The organism is Xenorhabdus mauleonii, assembly GCF_900113945.1.
In the GTDB taxonomy this organism is placed as follows: domain Bacteria; phylum Pseudomonadota; class Gammaproteobacteria; order Enterobacterales; family Enterobacteriaceae; genus Xenorhabdus; species Xenorhabdus mauleonii.
On the sequence record NZ_FORG01000027.1, the window covers coordinates 11,612 to 33,415 of the forward strand.

Sequence of the window (21,804 nt, forward strand, 5' to 3'; positions counted from 1 at the left end):
TAATACAAAGCTGATTATGCGGGGTATCGCGTTTACTGATATTGCGTGATGTAGTTTATACCTTGGATATATTCCTTGGGTTTAAACCGCATACCCTGACAAATCAGTGCGTAGAGGAAACTTTTACCCCACCTTCAGGAACCGGAACATAAGGCGTTTCTTTATCTGAACGCTCCGGGTTTTTGCTCGCTTTTATCGCCGCCTTGATACCATAAATAATGATGCTGTATACCACCACAAAGAACAGGATACTTAATCCCGCATTGGTATAGTTGTTCACAACAATATGGTTCATGTTGCTGATTTGCTGGGCCGTCAAGTCGGCGCCACCTTCAGCGATCCGCTTCTTGTACTCTTTAGCAAGGAAAAGGAAGCCTTCAAGGCGTGGATTGTCACTGAATAATTTCAGTCCCAACGCCCATGTCGTACAAAGCAGTAACCACACCGCAGGAATCACCGTTACCCAGATATACTTGGTGCGCTTCATCTTGATTAAGACAACGGTGCCCAAGACCAGTGCAACCGCTGCCAGCATCTGGTTAGAGATACCAAACAGTGGCCACAGGCTCTTAACGCCGCCCAACGGATCAACCACGCCCTGATACAGCAGATAGCCCCATAGGCCCACACAGCCCGCTGTACCAATGATGCCGGCAATCAGAGAATCGGTTTTTTTGAGGAATGGAACAAAATTACCCAAGAGATCTTGCAACATGAAGCGGCCAGAACGGGTACCGGCATCCAGCGCCGTCAGAATAAACAGAGCCTCAAACAAAATCCCGAAGTGATACCAGAAGCCCATGTCCGCCGCAGGTATTATCTGATGGAATACATGTGCAATCCCTACCGCTAAGGTAGGCGCTCCACCAGCACGGTTCAGGACAGACGGTTCACCAATGTCTTTTGCTGTTTGCAAAATCTGGTCAGGGGAAATAACAAAGCCCCAAGAACTGACAGTCGCCGCCGCATGGGTTGTTACCTCTTTCAGAGATTCCATGATCATGGGTGCCTCTGCCGTGCCCAGATTATGCAGGTCAGGCATCGTGATACCCAGTGCAGCCGGTGGCGTATTCATGGCAAAGTACAGGCCCGGTTCAATGATGGAGGCAGCAACCAACGCCATGACCGCAACAAATGATTCCATCAGCATGGCACCATAACCGATGAAACGGGCATCGGTTTCGTTTGCCAGCAATTTAGGCGTAGTTCCCGAAGAAATCAGGGCATGGAAGCCAGACACTGCACCACAAGCAATCGTAATGAACAAGAATGGGAACAGAGTACCTTTCCAAACTGGCCCGCTGCCATCAATATATTGTGTCACTGCCGGCATTTTCAGCTCTGGGTTCAGGATAACGATCCCAATCGCAAGGCCAACAATCACACCGATTTTCAGGAAAGTTGCCAAATAATCACGTGGTGCCAGAATGAGCCAGACCGGCAACAATGCGGAGATAAAAGCATAGCCAATCAGTGCATAAGTAATGGTTGTGTCTTTGAAAGTCAGTGCAGGGCCCCAATAAGGATCTGCTGCGACAACCCCACCAAACCAAATGGCGGCAATTAACATGATAATGCCAATGACCGAGACTTCACCAACACGCCCCGGACGGATATATCGCATGTATATCCCCATGAAAAGCGCGATTGGCACAGTTGAGCACACTGTAAATACGCCCCACGGACTTTCTGCCAAGGCCTTCACGACAATCAGGGCCAGCACCGCCAGAATAATGATCATAATTAAGAAGCATCCAAACAGGGCTATCGTACCCGGTACACGCCCCATTTCTTCTTTAACTATCTCACCTAATGACGAGCCATTGCGACGGGAAGAGATAAACAGCACCATAAAGTCCTGTACAGCACCGGCAAGTACTACCCCCGCCAACAACCACAATGTTCCCGGCAGATATCCTACCTGTGCTGCCAGTACCGGCCCGACCAACGGCCCTGCGCCGGCAATGGCGGCAAAGTGGTGGCCAAACAACACATTTTTATTGGTCGGAACATAATTCAATCCATCATTATTCACGACCGCAGGGGTTGCCCTGGTTGCATCCAGTTTCATCACTTTGGTAGCGATATAAAGGCTGTAGTACCGATAAGCCACCAAATACACAGCGACGGATGCAACAATGATCCATAGCGCACTGACGTGTTCTCCCCGACGCAGTGCGACAACGCCAAGGCAAAATGCGCCAATAATTCCCAATATCATCCAGGGGATGTGTTTTAACAATTTATTATTGTTCATAAAACTTCCTTTCCAAGGTCAGACGAACAGCAAGTCACTATTTAATTTTTACTTCCTTTTCCATAAACCGGCTACTTAATAACCGGAAGGAAGTTATACCCATAACAGGTATATACTCCTCGCCACATTGCCCTATGATATAAAACTTCCCCTTTGCTATTAGCAGGATCTGAGCCAGCGGTTGCATTCCCTATTAAGCGGTCAAAATCCTTAAATCAGTGGTTAGCACACAGGAATAATGCAACAAGTTTTGTGAAGTAACTCACAGCTTAAAAGTTCACAATTCGTTAATTCAGGTTAATGGCATCATCCTGCAATTGTTTAAAGTCTTTGTATTCACCGCTGAATGAAATCACAGTATGTTGATCCTGACATTCTTGGTTGGAAAACCAATTGCATTCAGATGCCAGACGCGATTCCGCAACGCCCAACCATGTCGCGAGCATGGGCAACAGATGCAGGCCATTGCGGTCGGCATCCACTGTGCTTTTATCGGAATAATCATAGCCAGTGACAATAAAAGGAACTTGATAATTCTGTTTATTATCATCGCCATGCGTCAGGTTTTCGTTATCCGTGTTTTTACCGACAAACGACAATCCGTGATCTGAAAAATACAGCATCGTCCAATGTAATTTATTTTGGTTGGCTGTGTTTTCAATTTTAGCCAGCAAGCTATCGGTATTGTGGATGCTCTGGATATAGCACGAGATATTTTGGGAATGAAAATAGGTCGTGAAGTGCCCGTCAGTTCTCGCACAAGGTTGTGGATGTGAGCCCATGAGGTGAATGACAATCAGCTTCCTTTTCTTGTCACTCTTGGCGTTATCCTCATTTTTTAACGCATTGCGGATATAGGGCAATAGATTCTCATCTGGCATATAACTACGGTCATCCGAGCTGCCTTCCTTTAGAAAAGTATAATGATTGGCTTGTTGCCCAATCAGAGCGACAGGAGAATCAAACCCTCCTTTCATGCCTTGGTTGGAAAGCCAGTATGTTTCAAATCCCGCTTTTTTCGCCAGTGAAATAATACTGTTATTCAATTGAATTTCATTTGCTTCGCGAATCGCCAAAGAATTCGTCAGCGATAACTGGGTTGAAGGGGCTGAGGAAATATAATGCGTGAATTTTGTTGCATTGGCCTTCTCTAGCCACGGCGTATTTTTAACCGGGAAACCATAGCCATTCAAAAAATCTTTGCGTGCACTTTCACCAATCACCATGATGTATGTGTCATATTTTTCATCCTTGATAACCGGCTGCCAATCATCTTGATTTTTTATAATTCTGGCAAAGCGGCTATTTTCTGACATCACTTGCGTGTAACTAGAATAGGCATCTTGGAAAAAACGGATTTCAGGCAAACTCGTACTCAAAAGTATCGAACTATCGCTAAAATTTGATTTAATATACCCTTTAACTGGTGACCAAAAAGCCGGAATGAAAAACAGGGCAAATAACCATTTCTTACCTTTGCCTGATAAGGTAATGTTTAATTTAAATGAAAACACCATCAGAACCAGAATGGCTATTGCAGTTAAATAGGTTGAAAACGGAAGCCCAGTGATATATTCCAATGTTTCATTCTTATTAGTATAAAGCAACGAGCCTACCGCATTGATATCGGGATAACCGTAATTGAGGCCAATTGGCGTATACGCCATACCTATCAATGAAAAGAATACAATCAGAAATAGATATGCCTGTTTATTAATTGCGCCAATTAATAAGAAAAACATATAAGCACTGACAACATATATTAGTTTTAATTGATATCCCAAACTTTGATGTATTAGAAAGATAAGTAAAAAAAGAGCAATAAAATAAGGAAAGTTCTTATTTTTTTGAAAGAAAGACATAGTAACCCTGTAAATTTATAGCACGCATTAAAATAGAACCAAATCAGCTAATACTGGCTGAATGTTCCATTACATTCTGGATGTGATGTATACCCATTGGATTTCAAGGTGCGGCGCAACGGCAAGAAACGACAAATCCATTTCCGACGGACTTGCCCAGCCTAAAGCTGGCCTCCATGAAGAAGTTGGAGGCTTTCATTAATCCCCAAAAGCATAGATAAACCGCATGCTTATAAGCGGTGGCTTGGAGTGAGCGCAGCTAACAAACACTGCAACTTGAAATACGGCAGGTGTATTTTAACCCAATACGATTTATTCACAATATTGGGTTAACTTACTATTTGAAATCCATTGCGTATAAGGCGTATTTAACGATGGATTGACAGGAAATGTTCAAAAGCCTCACGTTCTTCATCCCGTAAGGTCAATACCTTGAAACCATCACTCGTCACCAAAATGGTATGCTCAAACTGAGCCGATAACCGACGATCTTTCGTTGTCACAGTCCAACCGTCTTTATGTAACTTAATATCCTTTTTACCTTGGTTAATCATCGGCTCAATCGTAAAAGTCATCCCCTCTTCCAAGACTGTGCCTTCACCTGCGTTACCATAATGCACAACCTGCGGCTCTTCATGCATCGTGCGACCAATTCCGTGCCCACAATATTCGCGCACCACGGTGTAATTATTCGCTTCAGCATGTTGCTGTATCGTATAACCGATATCTCCCAATGTCGCTCCCGGCTTAACAATCTGAATCGCCTTATATAAACACTCCTGCGTGATATCAACTAAACGCTTGGCATGGGAAGGAACTTCACCGACGCAAAATGTAATGCTGCTATCGCCATAATAACCCTCTTTTTTGACGGTCACATCAACGTTGACAATATCTCCGTTCTTTAATCTTTTTTCAGAAGGCCAGCCGTGACAAACAACATGATTGACCGAGGTATTGACGGTATAAGGAAAACCGTATTGCCCCAAACTTCCCGGTATGGCATCAAGAGTATTGATAATGTAATCATGACAAAATGAATCAATTTCCAGTGTGGTTATGCCCGGCACAATGATGGGGCGAACGGCTTCAAGCACCTGCCCTGTCAGACGTCCCGCGATTTCCATTTTTCTTATTTCATCCGCGTCTTTTATCAAAATTCTGTTGCTATTTGTCATCTGTTTTTCTCTTAATGTGAGATACGTAGGTTCCTTTTTAATAATGCACTGGCATTCGTAAACAATTCAAGACACCGTTTATGCTAAATACTTATAGTTATTATGTTTTACAGACCAATAACTTGTGTCATAAACAAAACTTCGGCAAAAAATACCCACTCAAAGTATAAGCGGGTATTTCAATCAATCAGCCACGCGGTTAAACAAATGCTGCTTAGAATTTCACCGTAAGATTTGTTCTGAATGTGCGCCCCGGGCCGGGCATCAATCCCATAGCTAATGGATCGAGATAATAAACATCAGTAACATTGTCGATCCCCATGTGTAACTTAACGTTTTTATTGATCTGATATTTCATAAACAGATCAATCGTTGTATAGGGTTTCCATTCCACATGAACCAACGTGCTACCAACCCTTTTATTTTTATCTCCCAACCCAACACTTGGACGACTGCCGATATAATTCAGCATGGCTCCCATATCCAAATCCTTATCAAAGGCGCGCCCTCCCAGTGTTACAGAGTAGGATTGTTTTGGTTGGATATGATTAACAACGTAGCTATCAGGCACGCCCCCCGGATGACAACGGCGTGCTGGATCCTTATAACTTTGCTCTGGCGTTAAGCAGAAATTAGTGTGCGTAAAATATGACCAGGAAAATTCAGAATAGAGAATACCCATATCATAGCTCGTTGATAACTCTAAACCGCGAAATTCAGCTTTATCGATATTGATCATTGAGCGTTCAAAATCACGCCCATTAGCCTTCACACTCCCTACTCTGGTCAGATAATCCTTGATATGATTATCAAAATAACTCAGCTTAGTGCGCAGTTTATCGCCTCCCAACAACAGATCATTCTGCAATACATTAATGCCCACTTCCCATGACAAGGAACGTTCAGGTGATAACAAAATATTCTTATTTGTGCTTTGAGACCAACCTTTAGTTGTTTCAAATAAACTTGGCAATCGAATAGCAGAACCATATTTGCCATAAAATTGCAGGCCTTCCACAGGTTCCAATGTCATATTGATAATCGGAGACCAGCCACTGCCAGTGCGCTCCAGTGCTTCACCATATGTGACATGGTGAGAATTCATTCTGCCGGTATCAAAATCAAATTCCGGGAACTTAGGGTTATTATCATGGGATTTAAAATAGGAATAACGCAAGCCCCCCTCAAAAGCCAGCCATTCCACAGGTCTCCATTCAACATTGGCAATAGCATTGTACTCATTTCGCCAGCCGTCCCGATAAGGGGTATCAGTCCAGTTATCGTATATAACGTCTTTGGGGAAACCGATTTTTTCATATGAATAGGCTGCACCGTAGGTAAAAGAAAGATCGCCATAAGGGATAAGAATTTCTGACGTATTATGGATCCCTACCCCCCATTTATCAGATTGGCTGTAATTCCGTCCTACCGACACTTTTCCACCCAGAGGAGTCGATGTATTAATGCGACTGACAGCACGGTTGAAAAATGCATTGGCCTTTAAATCCACCAGATAGTTGCCAGCTGGTTTTAAGTGATACTGTGCAGTATTGGAACTGACGGTGATCTTATTCATATAGCCTTCATATGGCATACCGAAACGGGCTATGGACGACGGCATAATTTCGCCATAACGGCTGATATATTCATTTTTGGCTAATTCAACAGTATGATTCTCGTCGAACTTTAATTTTCCTTTCAGCAAATAAGAAATATTATCCATAGACGTGTTAAGGATTTCTTCACTTGCCCTGTATGGGGTCAACCTTTCAGTACGCGCATAAGTCATGCCTTTTGAAGGGATTGGCATAATCTCTATTTGAGGAATGTTTTTCCCTCTTTTACCGGCATAATAATTACCATTCTGCCGGCGGGCAAAAGCTGCCACCACGTCCAGATACTTAGTTCTTGCGCCAACGGCAAGACTTCCCCCTCCCCCTGTTGGCCGGAATCCGCCATGCCTGTCCATGCCTTCTGATTTACCGAAGGCCTTGTGAATTTCGCTATCACGATATATGTCAGATCTAGGATAACCGCCGCGGGTTCCCACTTCCGGAGGCGTTGAACTGTTATTATTGAAACTGCCAATCATCCTCACACCGAATTTCTGGTTCGGTAAGACAATATCGTTCACATTAAGCGTACTCATTCTGACAACGCCACCAATCGCGCCATTGGCATCCGGTGATGTGCTTGCGCCTTTTTCGATCGTTGCAGAACTGATGAGATCGGGATCAATGTAAGTGCGGCCGGCAATTCCTGAATAACCGCGATAAATCGTCGTTTCCTGAGAGGCTCCGTCAACAATAATGGGAACGCGTCCCTGACCTTGCATACCACGAATATTGACATCCAAAGCACCTGAATTACGGTTGTCGCTATTCAGCACGCCCGGAGTGCCTTTGAGAAAATCGCCAACTGACGTACCGCGTCGCTGCTCTATTCGCTCTGCTGAAATATAATTACTTGAGCCTGAAGTCATATAAGGCAAGTCGGCATCCCTTTCTGCCGCACTCATGCCGGACACTTCAAGTGTGTTCAATACCATTATTTCTGGTTGTATTATCTGTTCAGGAGCTGTTTTGGGCAGTGCTATGCTGTTTGCATAAAGCGGAAAGGCAGTATTGCCCAATAGTGCAACGACAATCCCTGTCCTCAAATTCAATGGAGAACTGAATATCCCTTTGGATGATTCCATTCTTGATTTTTCCTGTTATGTTTTTGTCTGTGTATATTCGAAATGTATAAATAGCAATTTCACTATTTTTTGATAGTTATTTGTTTTTATTAGTTATTTGTCTTTGAACAACATTTATGTTGGATAACGATTTGTTTTCGATAATGCTTTGGAAGCAATCATTATCGGGAAGAAATGTGGCTGAACATTATTTGTACCTGATTGAAATATATTATTTTTATTCTTCGCCAATGATAAATAACAGCAAACACAAATGCAAATCATTATCATATGAAGCTATTGCATAGTGAATTCTCGCTGAATAAATTAAAAACTAAAATGACAAAAAAAGATTAACTCGAGCCTCTTCGCAATCCTGCTGAATAGTGAAAAAATCTGATACATTCCTGCGAGTAATCCTGATAACCTACCGACCAAATCCTCCTAATCTAATCCACAGATGAATCACACAGATTATCAGTGATAAGATAGTACGCTCGCTAAGTAAGTAGTGCCTTCACTAAAGATCGAGCCTTCGCTAAGATCGTGCTTTCGCCCAGAATAAGGCTCACTAGCGTTCCATTCTTAGCTGATTATATTTAGGTTTTGTCATTTAGATGGGTTGGCTGAGCGTCGATGGCCCAACTGAGTCAACAGGAATAATAAATTTGAATCAAATCAATATGAAAGAATCCCCAGCAAAGGATATAGATAGCCATACTCCCATGATGCAACAGTATCTGCGCCTGAAAGCGCAGCATCCAGATATTCTGCTGCTTTATCGGATGGGTGATTTTTATGAGTTGTTCTATGACGATGCCAAAAAAGCCGCGAAGTTATTGGATATTTCCCTAACCAAACGCGGACAATCGGCAGGTCAGCCTATTCCTATGGCGGGCGTGCCTTATCACGCAATCGAAAACTATCTGGCAAAGCTGGTACAGCTCGGTGAATCCGCAGCACTCTGTGAACAAGTTGGTGATCCTGCGACGAGTAAAGGGCCTGTTGAACGAAAAGTCGTACGTATTGTGACCCCCGGTACGGTAACCGATGAAGCCTTGCTGCAAGAGCGTCAGGATAATCTTCTGGCCGCTATCTGGCATGATAGCCAAGGCTTCGGTTATGCCACTCTGGATATTACTTCCGGTCGTTTCCGCGTTGCTGAAATGGCTGACGAAGATACTGTTGCCGCCGAGCTGCAACGCACCCGCCCCGCGGAATTGCTTTACCCTGAGACTTTCGGCCACATGGCACTGATTGAGCGCTGTCACGGACTGCGCCGCCGCCCAATGTGGGAATTTGAGCTGGATACCGCCAGACAACAACTGAATTTACAATTCGGCACTCGCGATCTGATCGGCTTCGGGGTGGAAAAATCAACACTTGCCCTGCGCGCAGCAGGTTGTTTGCTGCAATATGTAAAAGATACCCAACGCACCGCCCTGCCTCATATCCGTAGCCTGACCATGGATTCTCAGCAGGAAACGGTTATCATGGATGCCGCAACCCGCCGTAATCTGGAAATCACGCAAAACCTGTCTGGCGGCATCGAGAATACGCTGGCTTCTGTCCTCGATCAGTGCGTGACCCCAATGGGCAGCCGTATGCTGAAACGCTGGTTGCATACTCCCATTCGCAATAAAAGTATATTGGAAAATCGCCAACAGGCTATTTCCGCGTTACAAGAAATCGGCTATGAATTACAGCCATTTTTGCGTCAGGTTGGTGATCTGGAGCGAGTGCTTGCACGTCTCGCCCTCCGTTCTGCGCGTCCCCGTGATCTGGCCAGAATGCGTCATGCTTTCCAGCAACTCCCTGATATTAATCAGATCATGGCATCATCCGATTTCCCTTATATTAAAACGCTACAACAACGTGTAGGGAATTTTGATGAGTTGCAGGCCCTGTTGGAAAATGCGGTTGTCGAAACACCACCTGTTCTGGTGCGTGATGGTGGCGTGATTGCGACAGGCTACAATGCTGAATTGGATGAGTGGCGAGCCTTGGCCGATGGCGCAACTGATTATCTGGATCGGCTGGAAATTCGCGAACGTGAGAAATACGGGATTGATACCTTGAAAGTGGGCTTCAATGCTGTACATGGCTACTATATTCAAATCAGCCGTGGACAAAGCCATTTAGCCCCGATCCATTATGTTCGTCGTCAGACACTGAAAAATGCAGAACGCTACATCATTCCTGAATTAAAAGAGTATGAAGATAAGGTTCTGACCTCCAAAGGCAAAGCGCTGGCGATTGAAAAAGCCTTGTACGAGGAGCTATTTGATTTGTTGCTGCCGCATCTGGCGGATTTGCAAACCAGTGCCGAAGCATTGGCTGAGCTGGATGTACTGTCAAACCTGGCTGAACGTGCTGAAACCCTGAATTACACCTGCCCGACACTGACAGATAAAATCGGCATTCAAATCACCGGTGGCCGCCATCCCGTTGTCGAGCAAGTCTTGAGTGAGCCGTTTATTTCTAACCCGCTGACGATCTCGTCACAGCGCCGCTTGCTGATTATCACTGGCCCGAATATGGGCGGTAAAAGTACCTATATGCGCCAAGCGGCGTTGATTACGCTGCTGGCCTATATCGGAAGTTTTGTTCCTGCTGATAATGCAATCATAGGCCCGGTTGATCGTATCTTCACCCGTGTCGGGGCATCCGATGATCTGGCCTCAGGGCGTTCTACGTTTATGGTGGAAATGACCGAAACCGCCAATATCTTGCACAATGCCACTGAATATAGTCTGGTCTTGATGGATGAAATCGGTCGCGGTACGTCAACTTATGATGGTTTATCCCTTGCTTGGGCGTGTGCCGAGAATTTGGCCAACCGCATCAAAGCAATGACCTTGTTTGCGACCCACTATTTTGAACTGACGACTCTGCCGGAAAAGCTGGAAGGGGTCGTCAACATTCATCTGGATGCCGTTGAACACGGGGATACCATTGCTTTTATGCACAATGTGCAAGAAGGGGCGGCAAGCAAGAGCTATGGCCTGGCCGTTGCGTCTCTGGCGGGCGTTCCCCGGGATGTGATTAAGCGTGCACGCCAAAAACTTAAAGAGCTGGAATCAATTTCCAACCATGCGACAGCAAGCCATGTCGACACACCGCAACTAACACTGTTAACGGAGGATACTTCTCCGGCGGTTGAAGCACTGGAAAACTTGAATCCGGATACATTGACACCACGCCAAGCCCTCGAATGGATTTATCGTCTGAAGGATATGGTGTAGTCATGGGTGTAGTTATGAATGTAACTATGGATGTAGATATGGATGTAGATATAGATGCAACTAAGTGCGGGGGAATGATGTCGGTTGATCCCAACCTGTTGGCACCTATTTATCAATTTCTACAATGCAAAACACCCGAACAATGGGTAGAAAAAGCCCGGCAGCCTGAAAACCTGCCGGTTTTGCTGCGCGATCACCTGTTGTGTGAATTAAAAGCCGCGCAAAGTGCTATGTTCTTAATTCGCAAGTATGCCGTTGATCCCAAAAGCGCGGATACCTTGCTGGCATGGTTTCGTCCTTATGAAGACTTTGCCTATAAAAAAATGGGTGATATCCACTCACTGAAAGGAAAGAACCAAGTCACCAAGCAAATCACTGCCCGGGCAAATTCACCGTATAGCCAAGATCTCATCGATAAGATGGTGTTGTTGATTAAGGAAGAATTGCACCATTTTTATCAGGTGCTGGAAATCATGGATATCAGGGGAATAAGTTATGACAGTATCAGTGCCAGCCGCTATGCAAAATCCCTGTTTCAGCATATTACCAACCATGAGCCTTATACGTTGGTTGATAAACTGATTATTGGTGCCTACATCGAAGCTCGTTCATGTGAACGGTTTGCCAAATTGGCTCCTCATCTGGATGAAGATTTGGGTAAGTTTTATATTTCGCTATTGCGTTCAGAGGCTCGCCACTATCAAGATTATTTAACACTTGCTCAATCAATATCTAAAGAAGATATTTCACAGCGAGTGAGCTATTTCGGCCAGATAGAAGCGGAATTAATCCAATCTCTTGATAATGATTTTAAATTTCATAGTGGCATTCCTGCCCAGTGAAATTCATGACTGTAGGAATTTTCTTAATATAAAGATAAATATAATTAAAACCAACTGGAAAATTAAATAGTCATTAAAATGCAAATGAGTTAATAATAATGAAAGGCGGGCTAAATAAGCCCACCTTTAAATTAATACCAAATAGATTATTTTCTTTAGAATTAAAGACTAATAATCAAGTACGGAATAATGATTCTAAATTCAAGCCTTGGGTATGCAGTATGTCTCTGAGACGACGCAACCCTTCCACTTGAATTTGACGAACTCTTTCCCTTGTCAATCCTATTTCTCGCCCAACATCTTCCAATGTTTCGGCTTCATACCCAAGTAAACCAAAGCGACGCGCCAACACTTCACGCTGTTTCGCATTCAGTTCAAACAGCCACTTCACGATGCTTTGTTTCATATCGTCATCTTGAATGGTTGTTTCTGGCCCGGCGTCGTTTTCATCAGATAAAATATCCAACAATGCTTTATCTGAATCCCCACTAATTGGTGTATCGACAGAAGTAATGCGTTCGTTAAGCCGCATCATACGGCTGACGTCTTCAACAGGTTTATCCAGTTTTTCCGCAATTTCTTCGACACTTGGTTCATGATCCAATTTGTGTGCCAGCTCTCTTGCAGTACGTAAATAGACATTCAATTCTTTGACTATGTGAATAGGCAGACGAATTGTGCGAGTTTGGTTCATAATGGCACGCTCAATTGTTTGGCGGATCCACCATGTCGCATATGTAGAAAAACGAAAACCTCTTTCAGGATCAAATTTTTCCACCGCACGAATAAGCCCAAGGTTCCCTTCTTCAATCAGATCAAGCAGCGCCAATCCACGATTGCTATATCGGCGAGATATTTTCACGACCAAACGTAAATTACTTTCAATCATACGTTGGCGCGCAGCAATATCCCCACGCAGTGCTCGTCTAGCGAAAAGAACCTCTTCCTCAGCTGTCAGCAGGGGAGAAAAACCGATCTCCCCCAGATAAAGCTGTGTTGCATCAAGCACTCTTTGGTTTACACCTTGCAACAACTCCAGATCTTCATCCAGGCTGGTTACATCATCCCCGTCTTTCAGCAACGCTTCATCAAAGTCATTAGCTTCCATGCTATTTTCGTCTAAATCCGCATCATCATACAACTCATTAACTTTAAGCGTACTTTGGCTCATCAGCTGCTCCTACCCATGATAATGCGGGCAGGAATTTCAGATCCTGCCCCGGTTTATCGCTGCGAAAGATATCGCAGCGGGTTTACGGATTTTCCCTTGTAGCGAATTTCAAAATGCAATCTCACGGAACTTGTTCCGGTACTACCCATGGAGGCAATTTTTTGCCCCGCTTGGACGTCTTGCTGCTCACGCACTAACATAGTGTCGTTGTGGGCATAAGCGCTCAGGTAGTCGTCGTTATGTTTTATAATTATTAGATTTCCATATCCGCGTAACGCATTTCCAGCATAAACTACTTTTCCACTGGCAGTTGAAAATACGGGTTGGCCACGGGTGCCCGCAATATCAATGCCTTTATTTCCGCCCTGAGAATCAGAGAAGCCCTCAAGAATTTTTCCTTCCGCAGGCCATCTCCAGCTATTAATAGCGCCGAAACCAGCACTATTTACACCCATATTTGTCGCTGTAGATGATTTCGAAGCGGCACTTTCGCTATCAGAAATAGTTGATTTTGCCAACATTTTTCCGGAGCTAGGTCTATCAATATTTGCAGGATACGCATTAATTTTTTGAAAATCAACCTGCTTAATTTTAGATTGGGTGCTATTTGATGCTATTAATACACCATTCTTGGAGTTTACATTATCCATTTGAAGGATCTGACCAACATTTAAACCATAAGGTTCTGAAATATTATTTTTGCGAGCTAGATCACGAAAATCATTACCTGTAATCCAAGCAATGTAAAATAATGTATCCCCATGTTTAACCGTGTAGGTATTCCCGCTGTAGCTTCCTTTCGGGATGCTTTCGTAGTTACGGTTATAGGTAATTTTTCCCAAATGAGATGTCGTTGAATCAGCAGAATTAACTAGACGACGGGTTTCTGCAGAATGATTGTCTGGTATTTTATTCTGCGAAATTATCACTGGTGGAGATGGCACAGAAGCAGAAATAGGTGATGGTCTGGAGAGCATTCTTCCGCTTTTTTCCTTATTATCAATACTTACTATCGGAGCAGGACGATTTGGCTCATTACTACAACCAACCAACACAGTACCTATAATGCTATTGATAATTATCCACTTTATTTTTTTCATTGGGTTTCCTAAATTCATACCTCAATCTCCCGCAAAGGCAAATATAAGTCCTAATAATGATGATTTATAAAGAAATTTAGAATCACAAAAGATTTAAAGCGAGATATTTTGCTTACTTTTAGACAAAATGACAGCCAATTTAAATATTATGGTATAAAAATACCGATATATTATGCTAAGTCGCCTTGAATTAAGGGTACAAAACGGACGGATTCTATAATTTCCCCATGAAAATCATTTCCGTGGCGATGAACCACTTTCAATGACTGAGAATACTCACCAACAGGCAGAACCATCACTCCCCCATCAGCAAGTTGATGCAATAAAGCCTGTGGTATTTCAGGAGGCGCCGCAGTGACAATAATGGCATCAAACAGACCCTTTGATGGCCAACCATTCCAGCCATCACCGTGACGTGTTGAGATATTGTGCAGATCGAGTTGCTTAAATCTTCGCTTGGCCTGCCATTGCAGACTTTTAATGCGTTCCACAGAGAAGACATGTTTGGCTAAATGAGCAAGTATTGCCGTCTGATAACCGGAGCCAGTCCCAATTTCCAATACCTTGGATTCTGGCGTTAAATTCAATAGCTCCGTCATGCGGGCAACAATATACGGCTGGGAGATAGTTTGCCCATGTCCAATGGGCAGTGCTGTGTTCTCATACGCTTTATGCGCAAAAGCCTCATCCACAAAGCATTCTCTGGGTACTTTGGCAATAACGTCTAACAGTTGCTCGTTGTCTATCCCTTGCTGGCGCAGTTGTGCCAGCAAATCTTTTATGGCCCGGTTCAGCATTCCTCAATATCCCCGACCTTTGCCAACCACTCTTCCATCAGTTTATGTGCTTTATAGGCCGTCAGATCTATATGCAAAGGCGTGATGGAAACAAATCCTTCTTCTACTGCAGCAAAATCTGTTTCAGGCCCTGCATCATGTTTCTCACCGGGAGGGCCAATCCAATAAAGCATATTCCCTTTCGGATCTTCCTGAACATAGACTTTTTCAGCTGCACTGCGGCAACCACACCGTGTTACACGAAACCCCTTAATCTGTTCTACAGGAATATCTGGCACGTTAATATTCAGCGTATTGCCTGCCCTCAACGGGAATTTTTGCAATAGGGTCAACAGCCGCACAGTGATTTCCGCCGCTGTTTCATAGTGTTTGTCACCATTCAGGGATACAGCCAGTGCCGGCAACCCTAAATGGCGCCCTTCCATGGCAGCAGCAACCGTGCCAGAGTAAATCACGTCGTCACCAAGATTAGGGCCACAGTTGATGCCTGAAACAACTATGTCAGGACGAGGGTGAACCAGCTGATTCACGCCCAAATAAACACAATCCGTCGGCGTGCCTTCTTGAACAGAAATATCACCATTGCTCAGTGTATTAATGCGCAAAGGACGATCCAGCGTTAAAGCATTTGATGCGCCGCTACGGTTACGATCAGGTGCGACTACCTGAACTTGATAGTGTTTACGCAATGTAGCCGCCAAGGTTTGAATACCCGGCGCGGTAACACCATCATCATTACTCAACAATATCCGTAGCATTTAATTATCTCATTGATTCAATTAAGTAAAACATAATTTTAAACGGTAATTGACCTTGTATGTTGTCCCAGAGGTCCAGTCCTGTCAGTTTTACCTGATGGGTTAATGTGGCGGGTTTGTTTGGGTATATATCGGACAATGTTAAAACCGCCAGAAAATCGTTTGATCTTAGCATGACCCCACCAGTTTTGTAGAGTGCTTTACGGTTTATCCCCTTTGCCTTTCAGATTGCCGTTTTGTTGGCTACATCTTGGGAACCATAGGATATAAGCTGTGGCGGTGCTTCTTGCTAACGGTACAACACAATATTAAACCCCTCTTCTTCTTGAGGAGCGATAAAATAGCGGGTAATTAATTCGAATTGTTCATCTGTTGCAGAAAAATCATGTGTTCCAGATTGATTACGCAACCGTAAGCGCGCTAAGCAGACATCATCAGGGACATCAAGAAAATGAAGGCAATTATCTGCCTCCGCAGTCTCTATAATTTCTTTCATCCAATTTCGATTGGCTAGTGTGTTGGCAGGAAAATCCAGCACAACTGAAATTCCGGTTTTCAGCAATGCAATCAAATGAGGCTTCATCACATCTTTGAGTTTTGCTGAATAGTGAACATAATCTGAAACTGTCTTCATTTCATCGCCATAAAGAGGCGATAACCAACTGTCTTCACTAATGACAATCGTCATTGGCTGTTGGGCAAGTTTTGCTGAGAGCGTGGATTTTCCCGACGCTATTTTTCCACACAGAATATGAAGCATTGCTTTTTCTTTATGAACTACCTTTTCTTTCATAGTAACCTCATAAATAAACGAACAACACGAGACAGAATGCAAAACAGTGTAGCCCTGCCGACTACACTGTAATATCAGCTTAAATGGTTATTCTGAAATATCCGCAGCATGATTTTGGTCTTGATTGATCAATTCCCTGACAACACTGGTTGCAAAACTGCCGGATGGAAGGGAAAAGTGGAGGCAGACGGTTTGTTCATCCAACCATTCCCAATTCAGGTTCAACGGCTTCACCAACATCGCCCGGCGTGCGCTTTCTACGCGCTCACGCTTCACCAATCCCCAGAGTGATTCATAATCCTGCAAGCACTGTTCTTCAAAATCCAGCGCTTGATGTTGGGTTCCCAGTGCTTTGTCACCCGGTAAAGGTGCCGTTACCTGTAATTCACCATCAATAACTCGCTGCTGCAAGACGGTTAATTCAGCTTCATCTGCCACAAACCAGCTCCCGCGACCGGTTAACTGCAAAGCATCACCGTTTTTTACCTGTTGGTGTTCACCTTGTGCTATACGGGTACTGGCGATGGCATTGAACATCGCACTGCGGCAAGCAGAGAGATAAAAACTACGGCGGCTACGCTCCTTGACCTGAATTTCATTCTCTGCCCAGCGTTGCGCCTGAATCAGATTTTGCCCACCACGCCCGAAACGTTGTTCACCAAAGTAATTTGGAACACCACCCTGCAATACCTGCTGCAAGCGTTTTTCCACCGATGGCTGGTCAGAAATTTCTCTCAATACCAGAGTGAAATCGTTGCCTTTCAATGCACCAATCCGCAATTTCCTTTTTTGACGGGAAGTTGCCAGCACTTCACAACCTTCAAGTTGAAATGCTGTTAAGTCCGGATCTTGTTTTCCCGGTAAATGCAGGCAAAACCATTGTTCCGTGACTGCATTGCGATCTTTTAACCCTGCATAACTTACGGAGCGAGAGGGGATTTTGGTAAAACGGGCAAGATTATCTGCTACGAATTGGGTGTTACATCCCGTTTTACGGATATGTACCATCAAATGTTCGCCTTCCCCATCTGGAGAAAAGCCTAAATCTTCACGAACAATAAAATCTTCTGGCGAGGATTTCACAATCCCTGTCGCTTCCGGGCGGCCATAAAGCCAATGTAATTCACTCAATGTCATACTTATTCCTTTACCAGCAAAGCGACCGCTTCGCAGGCAATACCTTCTTTACGACCAACAAATCCCAGCTTTTCTGTGGTTGTTGCTTTTACATTAATATCATCAATATGGCATTCCAGATCTTCTGCCAGATTGACACGCATCTGAGGAATATGAGGCAGCATTTTGGGAGCCTGTGCAATAATGGTGATATCCAAATTCCCGAGCCGGTAGCCTTTTGCACGAATACGACGATAGGCTTCTTTCAACAGCTCCCGGCTGTCTGCGCCTTTAAAAGCAGGATCGGTATCGGGAAACAGTTTACCAATATCTCCCAGTGCAGCGGCACCCAATAGCGCATCCGTTGCCGCATGCAAAGCAACGTCACCGTCGGAGTGGGCAATTAATCCTTGTTCATAAGGAATGCGGACACCACCAATGATCAATGGCCCTTCTCCGCCAAATTTATGCACATCAAAACCATGTCCAATTCTCATATTATGGATTCCTTAGATTTTCGGGATAAGTAAAATTCAGCCAATGCCAGATCTTCAGGTTGAGTGACTTTAATATTGTCTGCCCGTCCATGAATTAATACCGGGCTATAGCCACAATATTCCAGAGCTGAAGATTCGTCAGTGATACAGGCTTGCTCTGCCAATGATTTGATTAGGCAATCACGCAGGAGTGGCAGTGGAAAGAGTTGGGGGGTCAATGCATGCCAAAGCCCGTTGCGTTCAACGGTATGGGCAATGGCGGGCAAACCGTTTTCTGATGGCGATGCCATACGCTTCATGGTGTCTCTGACAGGTGATGCCAGCAGTCCACCACATATTTCAGGGCATTTTGCGTTTTGCTCTATGAGGCACAGCAAGTTGTCAAGATCATCACGGTGAAGACAAGGACGGGCAGCATCATGTACCAAAACCCAGATTTTTCTGTCTGCCGGCAAATCGGCTAGGTAATCCAATCCAGCCAGAACGGAATCTGCGCGTTCTTCTCCGCCAATGACAGTGATGATTCGAGGGTCTGAAGCGATATCCAGTTGTGCAAACTGGGTATCAGCAGGGTTGAGCGCAACAATAATGTCCTGAATACGCGGATGCTCGAGCAATGCCGCCAAGGTGTGTTCAAGGATGGTTTTTCCGGCAACCTCAAGGTACTGTTTTGGGCAATCTGATTTCATTCGGCTGCCAATCCCCGCTGCGGGGATCAGGGCAACTATTTTAATGTTAGTTAACGAAGGCTCAGACTGAATATCTTCAGGAAAGGAGCGCGTTTTTTTTGTGGTGCTATCAGCAAAAGAAATATTAGCGGAAGAATGAAGCATAGAATTATTCATTTTCGATTTATTGGCTATTTTAATTCATAGATTATTTTGGTGAACAAATTATATTGTGGGTAATGCTTTTCTGAGTAAAACGTTTTTATGCGCAGACTATTTTTATAGACAAATTACCCGAAGCCATATTTTGCCCAGATTTAAGGTTCACTTTGGTTTAATGGTTGTTGAGCATTTTGTTTCGATGCATCAGGGACCATCCGATAAAAAGACTCTTCCGGCTTAATCATGCCCAATTCATTGCGGGCGCGTTCTTCTATCGCTTCCTGCCCACCTTTCAGATCTTTAATTTCAGCGAATAACTGGTCATTGCGCGCTTGAAGTTTTAAGTGATCGATTTCTTGCTTATCGACCTCAGACTTAACCCGCACATAATCGTGAATGCCATTTTTGCCGAACCACAGTGAATACTGCAACCAGCCAAGTAGAACCAGTAATAGTAGCGTTAATTTGCCCATTTCCCCCCCTGAAAACCCGCTAATCATCCCACAACTGAAAGCATGACGCCACTCACGATCACCAGACATGGTAATAAAACCTCATGGAACACATTATTCCACTTTCAATAATAATGTGTTTCACAAGATTTGTATGAGGAAAGGAGTCAGATGGGCAGGATATCGTTGTTTTTCAGGGTAAACAGTAAGTTATCAATTAACGCTTCGACAGGCTGCGAACCGTCCAGATAAATCTCAGGTTGTTCAGGTGCTTCATAAGCGGCGTCAATTCCCGTGAAGTTCAGCAGTTCTCCCGCCCTCGCTTTTTTATACAATCCTTTAGGATCACGGGATTCACACACCTCCAAAGGCGTATCGACATGCACTTCAATAAATTGCCCTGCTTGCATTAATTCACGTACTTTTTGCCGTTCTGCTCTATTCGGGGAAATGAATGCAGTCAGCACAACCAGCCCGGCATCAACCATCAGTTTTGAGACTTCCCCGACCCGCCGGATATTTTCCCGCCGATCGGATTCAGAAAAACCCAAATCATTGCACAGGCCATGACGTAAATTATCACCATCCAGTAAATACGTTTTAATCCCTTGCGAAAACAGGGCTTGTTCCAGTGCTCCCGCAAGCGTGGATTTTCCAGAACCAGATAACCCCGTGAACCAAATGACTAATGCCGGATGGCCATTCACCGCTTCACGTTGTGCCCTGCCAAGGGAGTGTGGGTGCCAAACGATGTTCGGGGATACCGAAACCTTGCCTTTGAACACTTATCTTCCTCCCATCAAATCACGCGCACCCCAATGCGGGAAATGGCGACGGACCAATTGGTTAAATTCCAATTCAAAGTCGCTGTATTCTTTGGGCTCATAATAAACGTCAGTCTGGATTTCACGTACTAACCCTGCCCCGACAGTCACATTTGTCAGGCGGTCAATGAGAATAATGCCTCCGATATCGGCATTTTGGGCGTAGCTGTCAAGCAACAAAGGTTCATCAAATGAAAATTCCACCAGCCCAATCGAGTTCAATGGCAATTCAGACGCAACTCTTTGTGTCAGCGTGTTGATATCCACCTGATACTGGATGTTATCGATTTTTCCCCGGCTCTTTTTCCCTGCGGCTTTGATATCTAAACTTTGCCCCTGAATCATCGGCCGTTCTGACATCCAGACAACATCGACCAAGGCATGGCGGGTCACCGTCATTTCATCTTCAGCGGCAATGATTAAATCGCCACGACTGATATCAATTTCATCTTTTAATACAACTGTAATCGCTTCTCCGGGGACTGCAAATGAACGGTCGCCATCGAAAGTGACTATCCTTTCCACCGAAGAAACTGCGCCAGATGGCATGACTTTGATTTTCTGCCCCGGCTTTAAAATTCCCGACGATAATGTGCCGCTGTATCCACGAAAATCAAGATCAGGACGATTAACATATTGCACCGGAAAACGCAGTTGCTGTTCAGCCAATTTCGTTTGCACATCCACAGATTCCAGAATATCCAGTAAGGTTTCCCCTGTGTGCCACGCCATTTTTTCACTTCGGGTGACAATGTTGTCTCCCTCCAATGCCGAAATTGGAACGAAATGAATGTTTAACTCGAAGGGCAATTGCGCAGCGAATTCCAGATAATCTTGTTTGATTTGTTCAAATCTCTCTTGCCGATATTCGATTAAGTCCATTTTATTCACTGCCACCACCAGATGGCGGATCCCAAGCAATGTACTGATAAAGCTATGTCGGCGCGTTTGCTCTTGAAGGCCTTTTCGCGCATCTATCAACAAGATGGAGAGATCGCTGGTTGAGGCGCCTGTCGCCATATTGCGCGTATATTGTTCGTGCCCCGGGGTGTCAGCAATAATGAATTTACGTTTTTCCGTGGAGAAATAGCGGTATGCCACATCAATCGTGATGCCTTGCTCCCGCTCTGCGGCTAATCCATCCACCAATAATGCCAAATCCAGCTTTTCCCCTTGGGTTCCAATCCGCTTGCTGTCGCTTTGCAATACCGCAAGTTGATCTTCATAAATTTGTCGGGTGTCATGTAAAAGGCGACCGATTAATGTGCTTTTGCCATCATCCACGCTGCCGCAGGTTAAAAAACGCAGAAGCCCTTTATCTTGTTGTGCCCGCAGGTAGGCTTCAACTCCGCCTTGTTGTCTGATTTGGCTGGCGATGATTTCATTGTGTGCAACGGCTGACATA

General features: G+C 44.5%; 17 protein-coding genes. 2 read left to right on the forward strand and 15 right to left on the reverse strand.

Going from position 1 to position 21,804, the window contains the following annotated elements:
- Positions 1 to 103 precede the first annotated feature (103 nt).
- From BM100_RS18490 to BM100_RS18505, 4 genes are all read right to left on the reverse strand, one after another.
- Positions 104 to 2,257 carry a carbon starvation CstA family protein gene (locus BM100_RS18490; protein ID WP_092513664.1) on the reverse strand — a complete coding sequence of 718 codons (2,154 nt, stop codon included), beginning with the start codon at positions 2,255 to 2,257 and terminating at the stop codon, positions 104 to 106.
- Positions 2,258 to 2,544: 287 nt separating this feature from the next.
- Entirely contained in the window at positions 2,545 to 3,924 is a 1,380-nt protein-coding gene (locus BM100_RS18495) for a phosphoethanolamine transferase (RefSeq protein ID WP_175494981.1), read from the reverse strand.
- Positions 3,925 to 4,487: 563 nt separating this feature from the next.
- Positions 4,488 to 5,297 (reverse strand): type I methionyl aminopeptidase, encoded by an 810-nt coding sequence (map, locus tag BM100_RS18500; RefSeq protein WP_092513668.1) that lies wholly within the window; start codon positions 5,295 to 5,297, stop codon positions 4,488 to 4,490.
- Positions 5,298 to 5,511: 214 nt separating this feature from the next.
- Positions 5,512 to 7,995 carry a TonB-dependent receptor domain-containing protein gene (locus tag BM100_RS18505; RefSeq protein ID WP_092513670.1) on the reverse strand — a complete coding sequence of 828 codons (2,484 nt, stop codon included), beginning with the start codon at positions 7,993 to 7,995 and terminating at the stop codon, positions 5,512 to 5,514.
- A gap of 662 nt (positions 7,996 to 8,657) precedes the next feature.
- Here BM100_RS18505 and mutS point away from each other — a divergent pair.
- Together mutS and miaE are read left to right on the forward strand one after the other, a co-directional pair.
- Positions 8,658 to 11,219: a DNA mismatch repair protein MutS gene (gene mutS / locus BM100_RS18510; RefSeq protein ID WP_092513711.1), complete on the forward strand. Its 2,562-nt coding sequence runs from the start codon at positions 8,658 to 8,660 to the stop codon at positions 11,217 to 11,219.
- A gap of 77 nt (positions 11,220 to 11,296) precedes the next feature.
- Positions 11,297 to 12,061 carry a tRNA isopentenyl-2-thiomethyl-A-37 hydroxylase MiaE gene (gene miaE / locus BM100_RS18515; protein ID WP_169924744.1) on the forward strand — a complete coding sequence of 255 codons (765 nt, stop codon included), beginning with the start codon at positions 11,297 to 11,299 and terminating at the stop codon, positions 12,059 to 12,061.
- 175 nt (positions 12,062 to 12,236) lie between these two features.
- Here the strand turns inward: miaE and rpoS are convergent, their stop codons facing one another.
- From rpoS to cysN, 11 genes are all read right to left on the reverse strand, one after another.
- Complete coding sequence (gene rpoS, locus BM100_RS18520; protein WP_092513672.1) at positions 12,237 to 13,232, reverse strand: RNA polymerase sigma factor RpoS; 996 nt, start codon at positions 13,230 to 13,232, stop codon at positions 12,237 to 12,239.
- A gap of 53 nt (positions 13,233 to 13,285) precedes the next feature.
- Entirely contained in the window at positions 13,286 to 14,350 is a 1,065-nt protein-coding gene (gene nlpD / locus BM100_RS18525; RefSeq protein WP_092513674.1) for a murein hydrolase activator NlpD, read from the reverse strand.
- 152 nt (positions 14,351 to 14,502) lie between these two features.
- Positions 14,503 to 15,129: a protein-L-isoaspartate(D-aspartate) O-methyltransferase gene (locus BM100_RS18530; protein WP_092513676.1), complete on the reverse strand. Its 627-nt coding sequence runs from the start codon at positions 15,127 to 15,129 to the stop codon at positions 14,503 to 14,505.
- Entirely contained in the window at positions 15,123 to 15,887 is a 765-nt protein-coding gene (gene surE / locus BM100_RS18535) for a 5'/3'-nucleotidase SurE (protein ID WP_092513678.1), read from the reverse strand. Before surE ends, BM100_RS18530 begins: the two co-directional genes overlap by 7 nt.
- Positions 15,888 to 16,176: 289 nt before the next feature.
- Entirely contained in the window at positions 16,177 to 16,680 is a 504-nt protein-coding gene (locus tag BM100_RS18540) for a P-loop nucleotide/nucleoside kinase family protein (protein ID WP_092513680.1), read from the reverse strand.
- 87 nt (positions 16,681 to 16,767) lie between these two features.
- Positions 16,768 to 17,817: a tRNA pseudouridine(13) synthase TruD gene (truD, locus tag BM100_RS18545; RefSeq protein ID WP_092513682.1), complete on the reverse strand. Its 1,050-nt coding sequence runs from the start codon at positions 17,815 to 17,817 to the stop codon at positions 16,768 to 16,770.
- Between the two features lie 2 nt (positions 17,818 to 17,819).
- Positions 17,820 to 18,293 carry a 2-C-methyl-D-erythritol 2,4-cyclodiphosphate synthase gene (gene ispF, locus BM100_RS18550; RefSeq protein ID WP_092513684.1) on the reverse strand — a complete coding sequence of 158 codons (474 nt, stop codon included), beginning with the start codon at positions 18,291 to 18,293 and terminating at the stop codon, positions 17,820 to 17,822.
- Positions 18,290 to 19,126, reverse strand: coding sequence for a 2-C-methyl-D-erythritol 4-phosphate cytidylyltransferase (gene ispD / locus BM100_RS18555; protein ID WP_092513686.1), 837 nt, complete (start codon positions 19,124 to 19,126; stop codon positions 18,290 to 18,292). Before ispD ends, ispF begins: the two co-directional genes overlap by 4 nt.
- Positions 19,127 to 19,278: 152 nt before the next feature.
- Positions 19,279 to 19,596, reverse strand: coding sequence for a cell division protein FtsB (gene ftsB / locus BM100_RS18560; RefSeq protein ID WP_092513715.1), 318 nt, complete (start codon positions 19,594 to 19,596; stop codon positions 19,279 to 19,281).
- A gap of 146 nt (positions 19,597 to 19,742) precedes the next feature.
- Positions 19,743 to 20,360, reverse strand: coding sequence for an adenylyl-sulfate kinase (cysC, locus tag BM100_RS18565; protein ID WP_092513688.1), 618 nt, complete (start codon positions 20,358 to 20,360; stop codon positions 19,743 to 19,745).
- The gene (gene cysN, locus BM100_RS18570; RefSeq protein WP_092513691.1) at positions 20,361 to 21,803 is read right to left on the reverse strand and encodes a sulfate adenylyltransferase subunit CysN; all 1,443 of its coding nucleotides are present in this window, start codon (positions 21,801 to 21,803) and stop codon (positions 20,361 to 20,363) included. It abuts the gene before it with no gap.
- Position 21,804: the final 1 nt, after the last annotated feature.

Excerpts from the sequence above, each read along its gene's own strand:
- cysN (WP_092513691.1), bottom strand. The coding sequence starts at position 21,803 with ATGTCAGCCGTTGCACACAATGAAATCATCGCCAGCCAAATCAGACAA.
- BM100_RS18540 (WP_092513680.1), bottom strand. The coding sequence starts at position 16,680 with ATGAAAGAAAAGGTAGTTCATAAAGAAAAAGCAATGCTTCATATTCTG.
- ftsB (WP_092513715.1), bottom strand. The coding sequence starts at position 19,596 with ATGGGCAAATTAACGCTACTATTACTGGTTCTACTTGGCTGGTTGCAG.
- ispF (WP_092513684.1), bottom strand. The coding sequence starts at position 18,293 with ATGAGAATTGGACATGGTTTTGATGTGCATAAATTTGGCGGAGAAGGG.
- miaE (WP_169924744.1), top strand. The coding sequence starts at position 11,297 with ATGTCGGTTGATCCCAACCTGTTGGCACCTATTTATCAATTTCTACAA.
- BM100_RS18490 (WP_092513664.1), bottom strand. The coding sequence starts at position 2,257 with ATGAACAATAATAAATTGTTAAAACACATCCCCTGGATGATATTGGGA.
- truD (WP_092513682.1), bottom strand. The coding sequence starts at position 17,817 with ATGACATTGAGTGAATTACATTGGCTTTATGGCCGCCCGGAAGCGACA.
- mutS (WP_092513711.1), top strand. The coding sequence starts at position 8,658 with ATGAAAGAATCCCCAGCAAAGGATATAGATAGCCATACTCCCATGATG.
- rpoS (WP_092513672.1), bottom strand. The coding sequence starts at position 13,232 with ATGAGCCAAAGTACGCTTAAAGTTAATGAGTTGTATGATGATGCGGAT.
- map (WP_092513668.1), bottom strand. The coding sequence starts at position 5,297 with ATGACAAATAGCAACAGAATTTTGATAAAAGACGCGGATGAAATAAGA.
- BM100_RS18495 (WP_175494981.1), bottom strand. The coding sequence starts at position 3,924 with ATGGCGTATACGCCAATTGGCCTCAATTACGGTTATCCCGATATCAAT.
- BM100_RS18505 (WP_092513670.1), bottom strand. The coding sequence starts at position 7,995 with ATGGAATCATCCAAAGGGATATTCAGTTCTCCATTGAATTTGAGGACA.
- surE (WP_092513678.1), bottom strand. The coding sequence starts at position 15,887 with ATGCTACGGATATTGTTGAGTAATGATGATGGTGTTACCGCGCCGGGT.
- BM100_RS18530 (WP_092513676.1), bottom strand. The coding sequence starts at position 15,129 with ATGCTGAACCGGGCCATAAAAGATTTGCTGGCACAACTGCGCCAGCAA.
- nlpD (WP_092513674.1), bottom strand. The coding sequence starts at position 14,350 with ATGAATTTAGGAAACCCAATGAAAAAAATAAAGTGGATAATTATCAAT.
- ispD (WP_092513686.1), bottom strand. The coding sequence starts at position 19,126 with ATGCTTCATTCTTCCGCTAATATTTCTTTTGCTGATAGCACCACAAAA.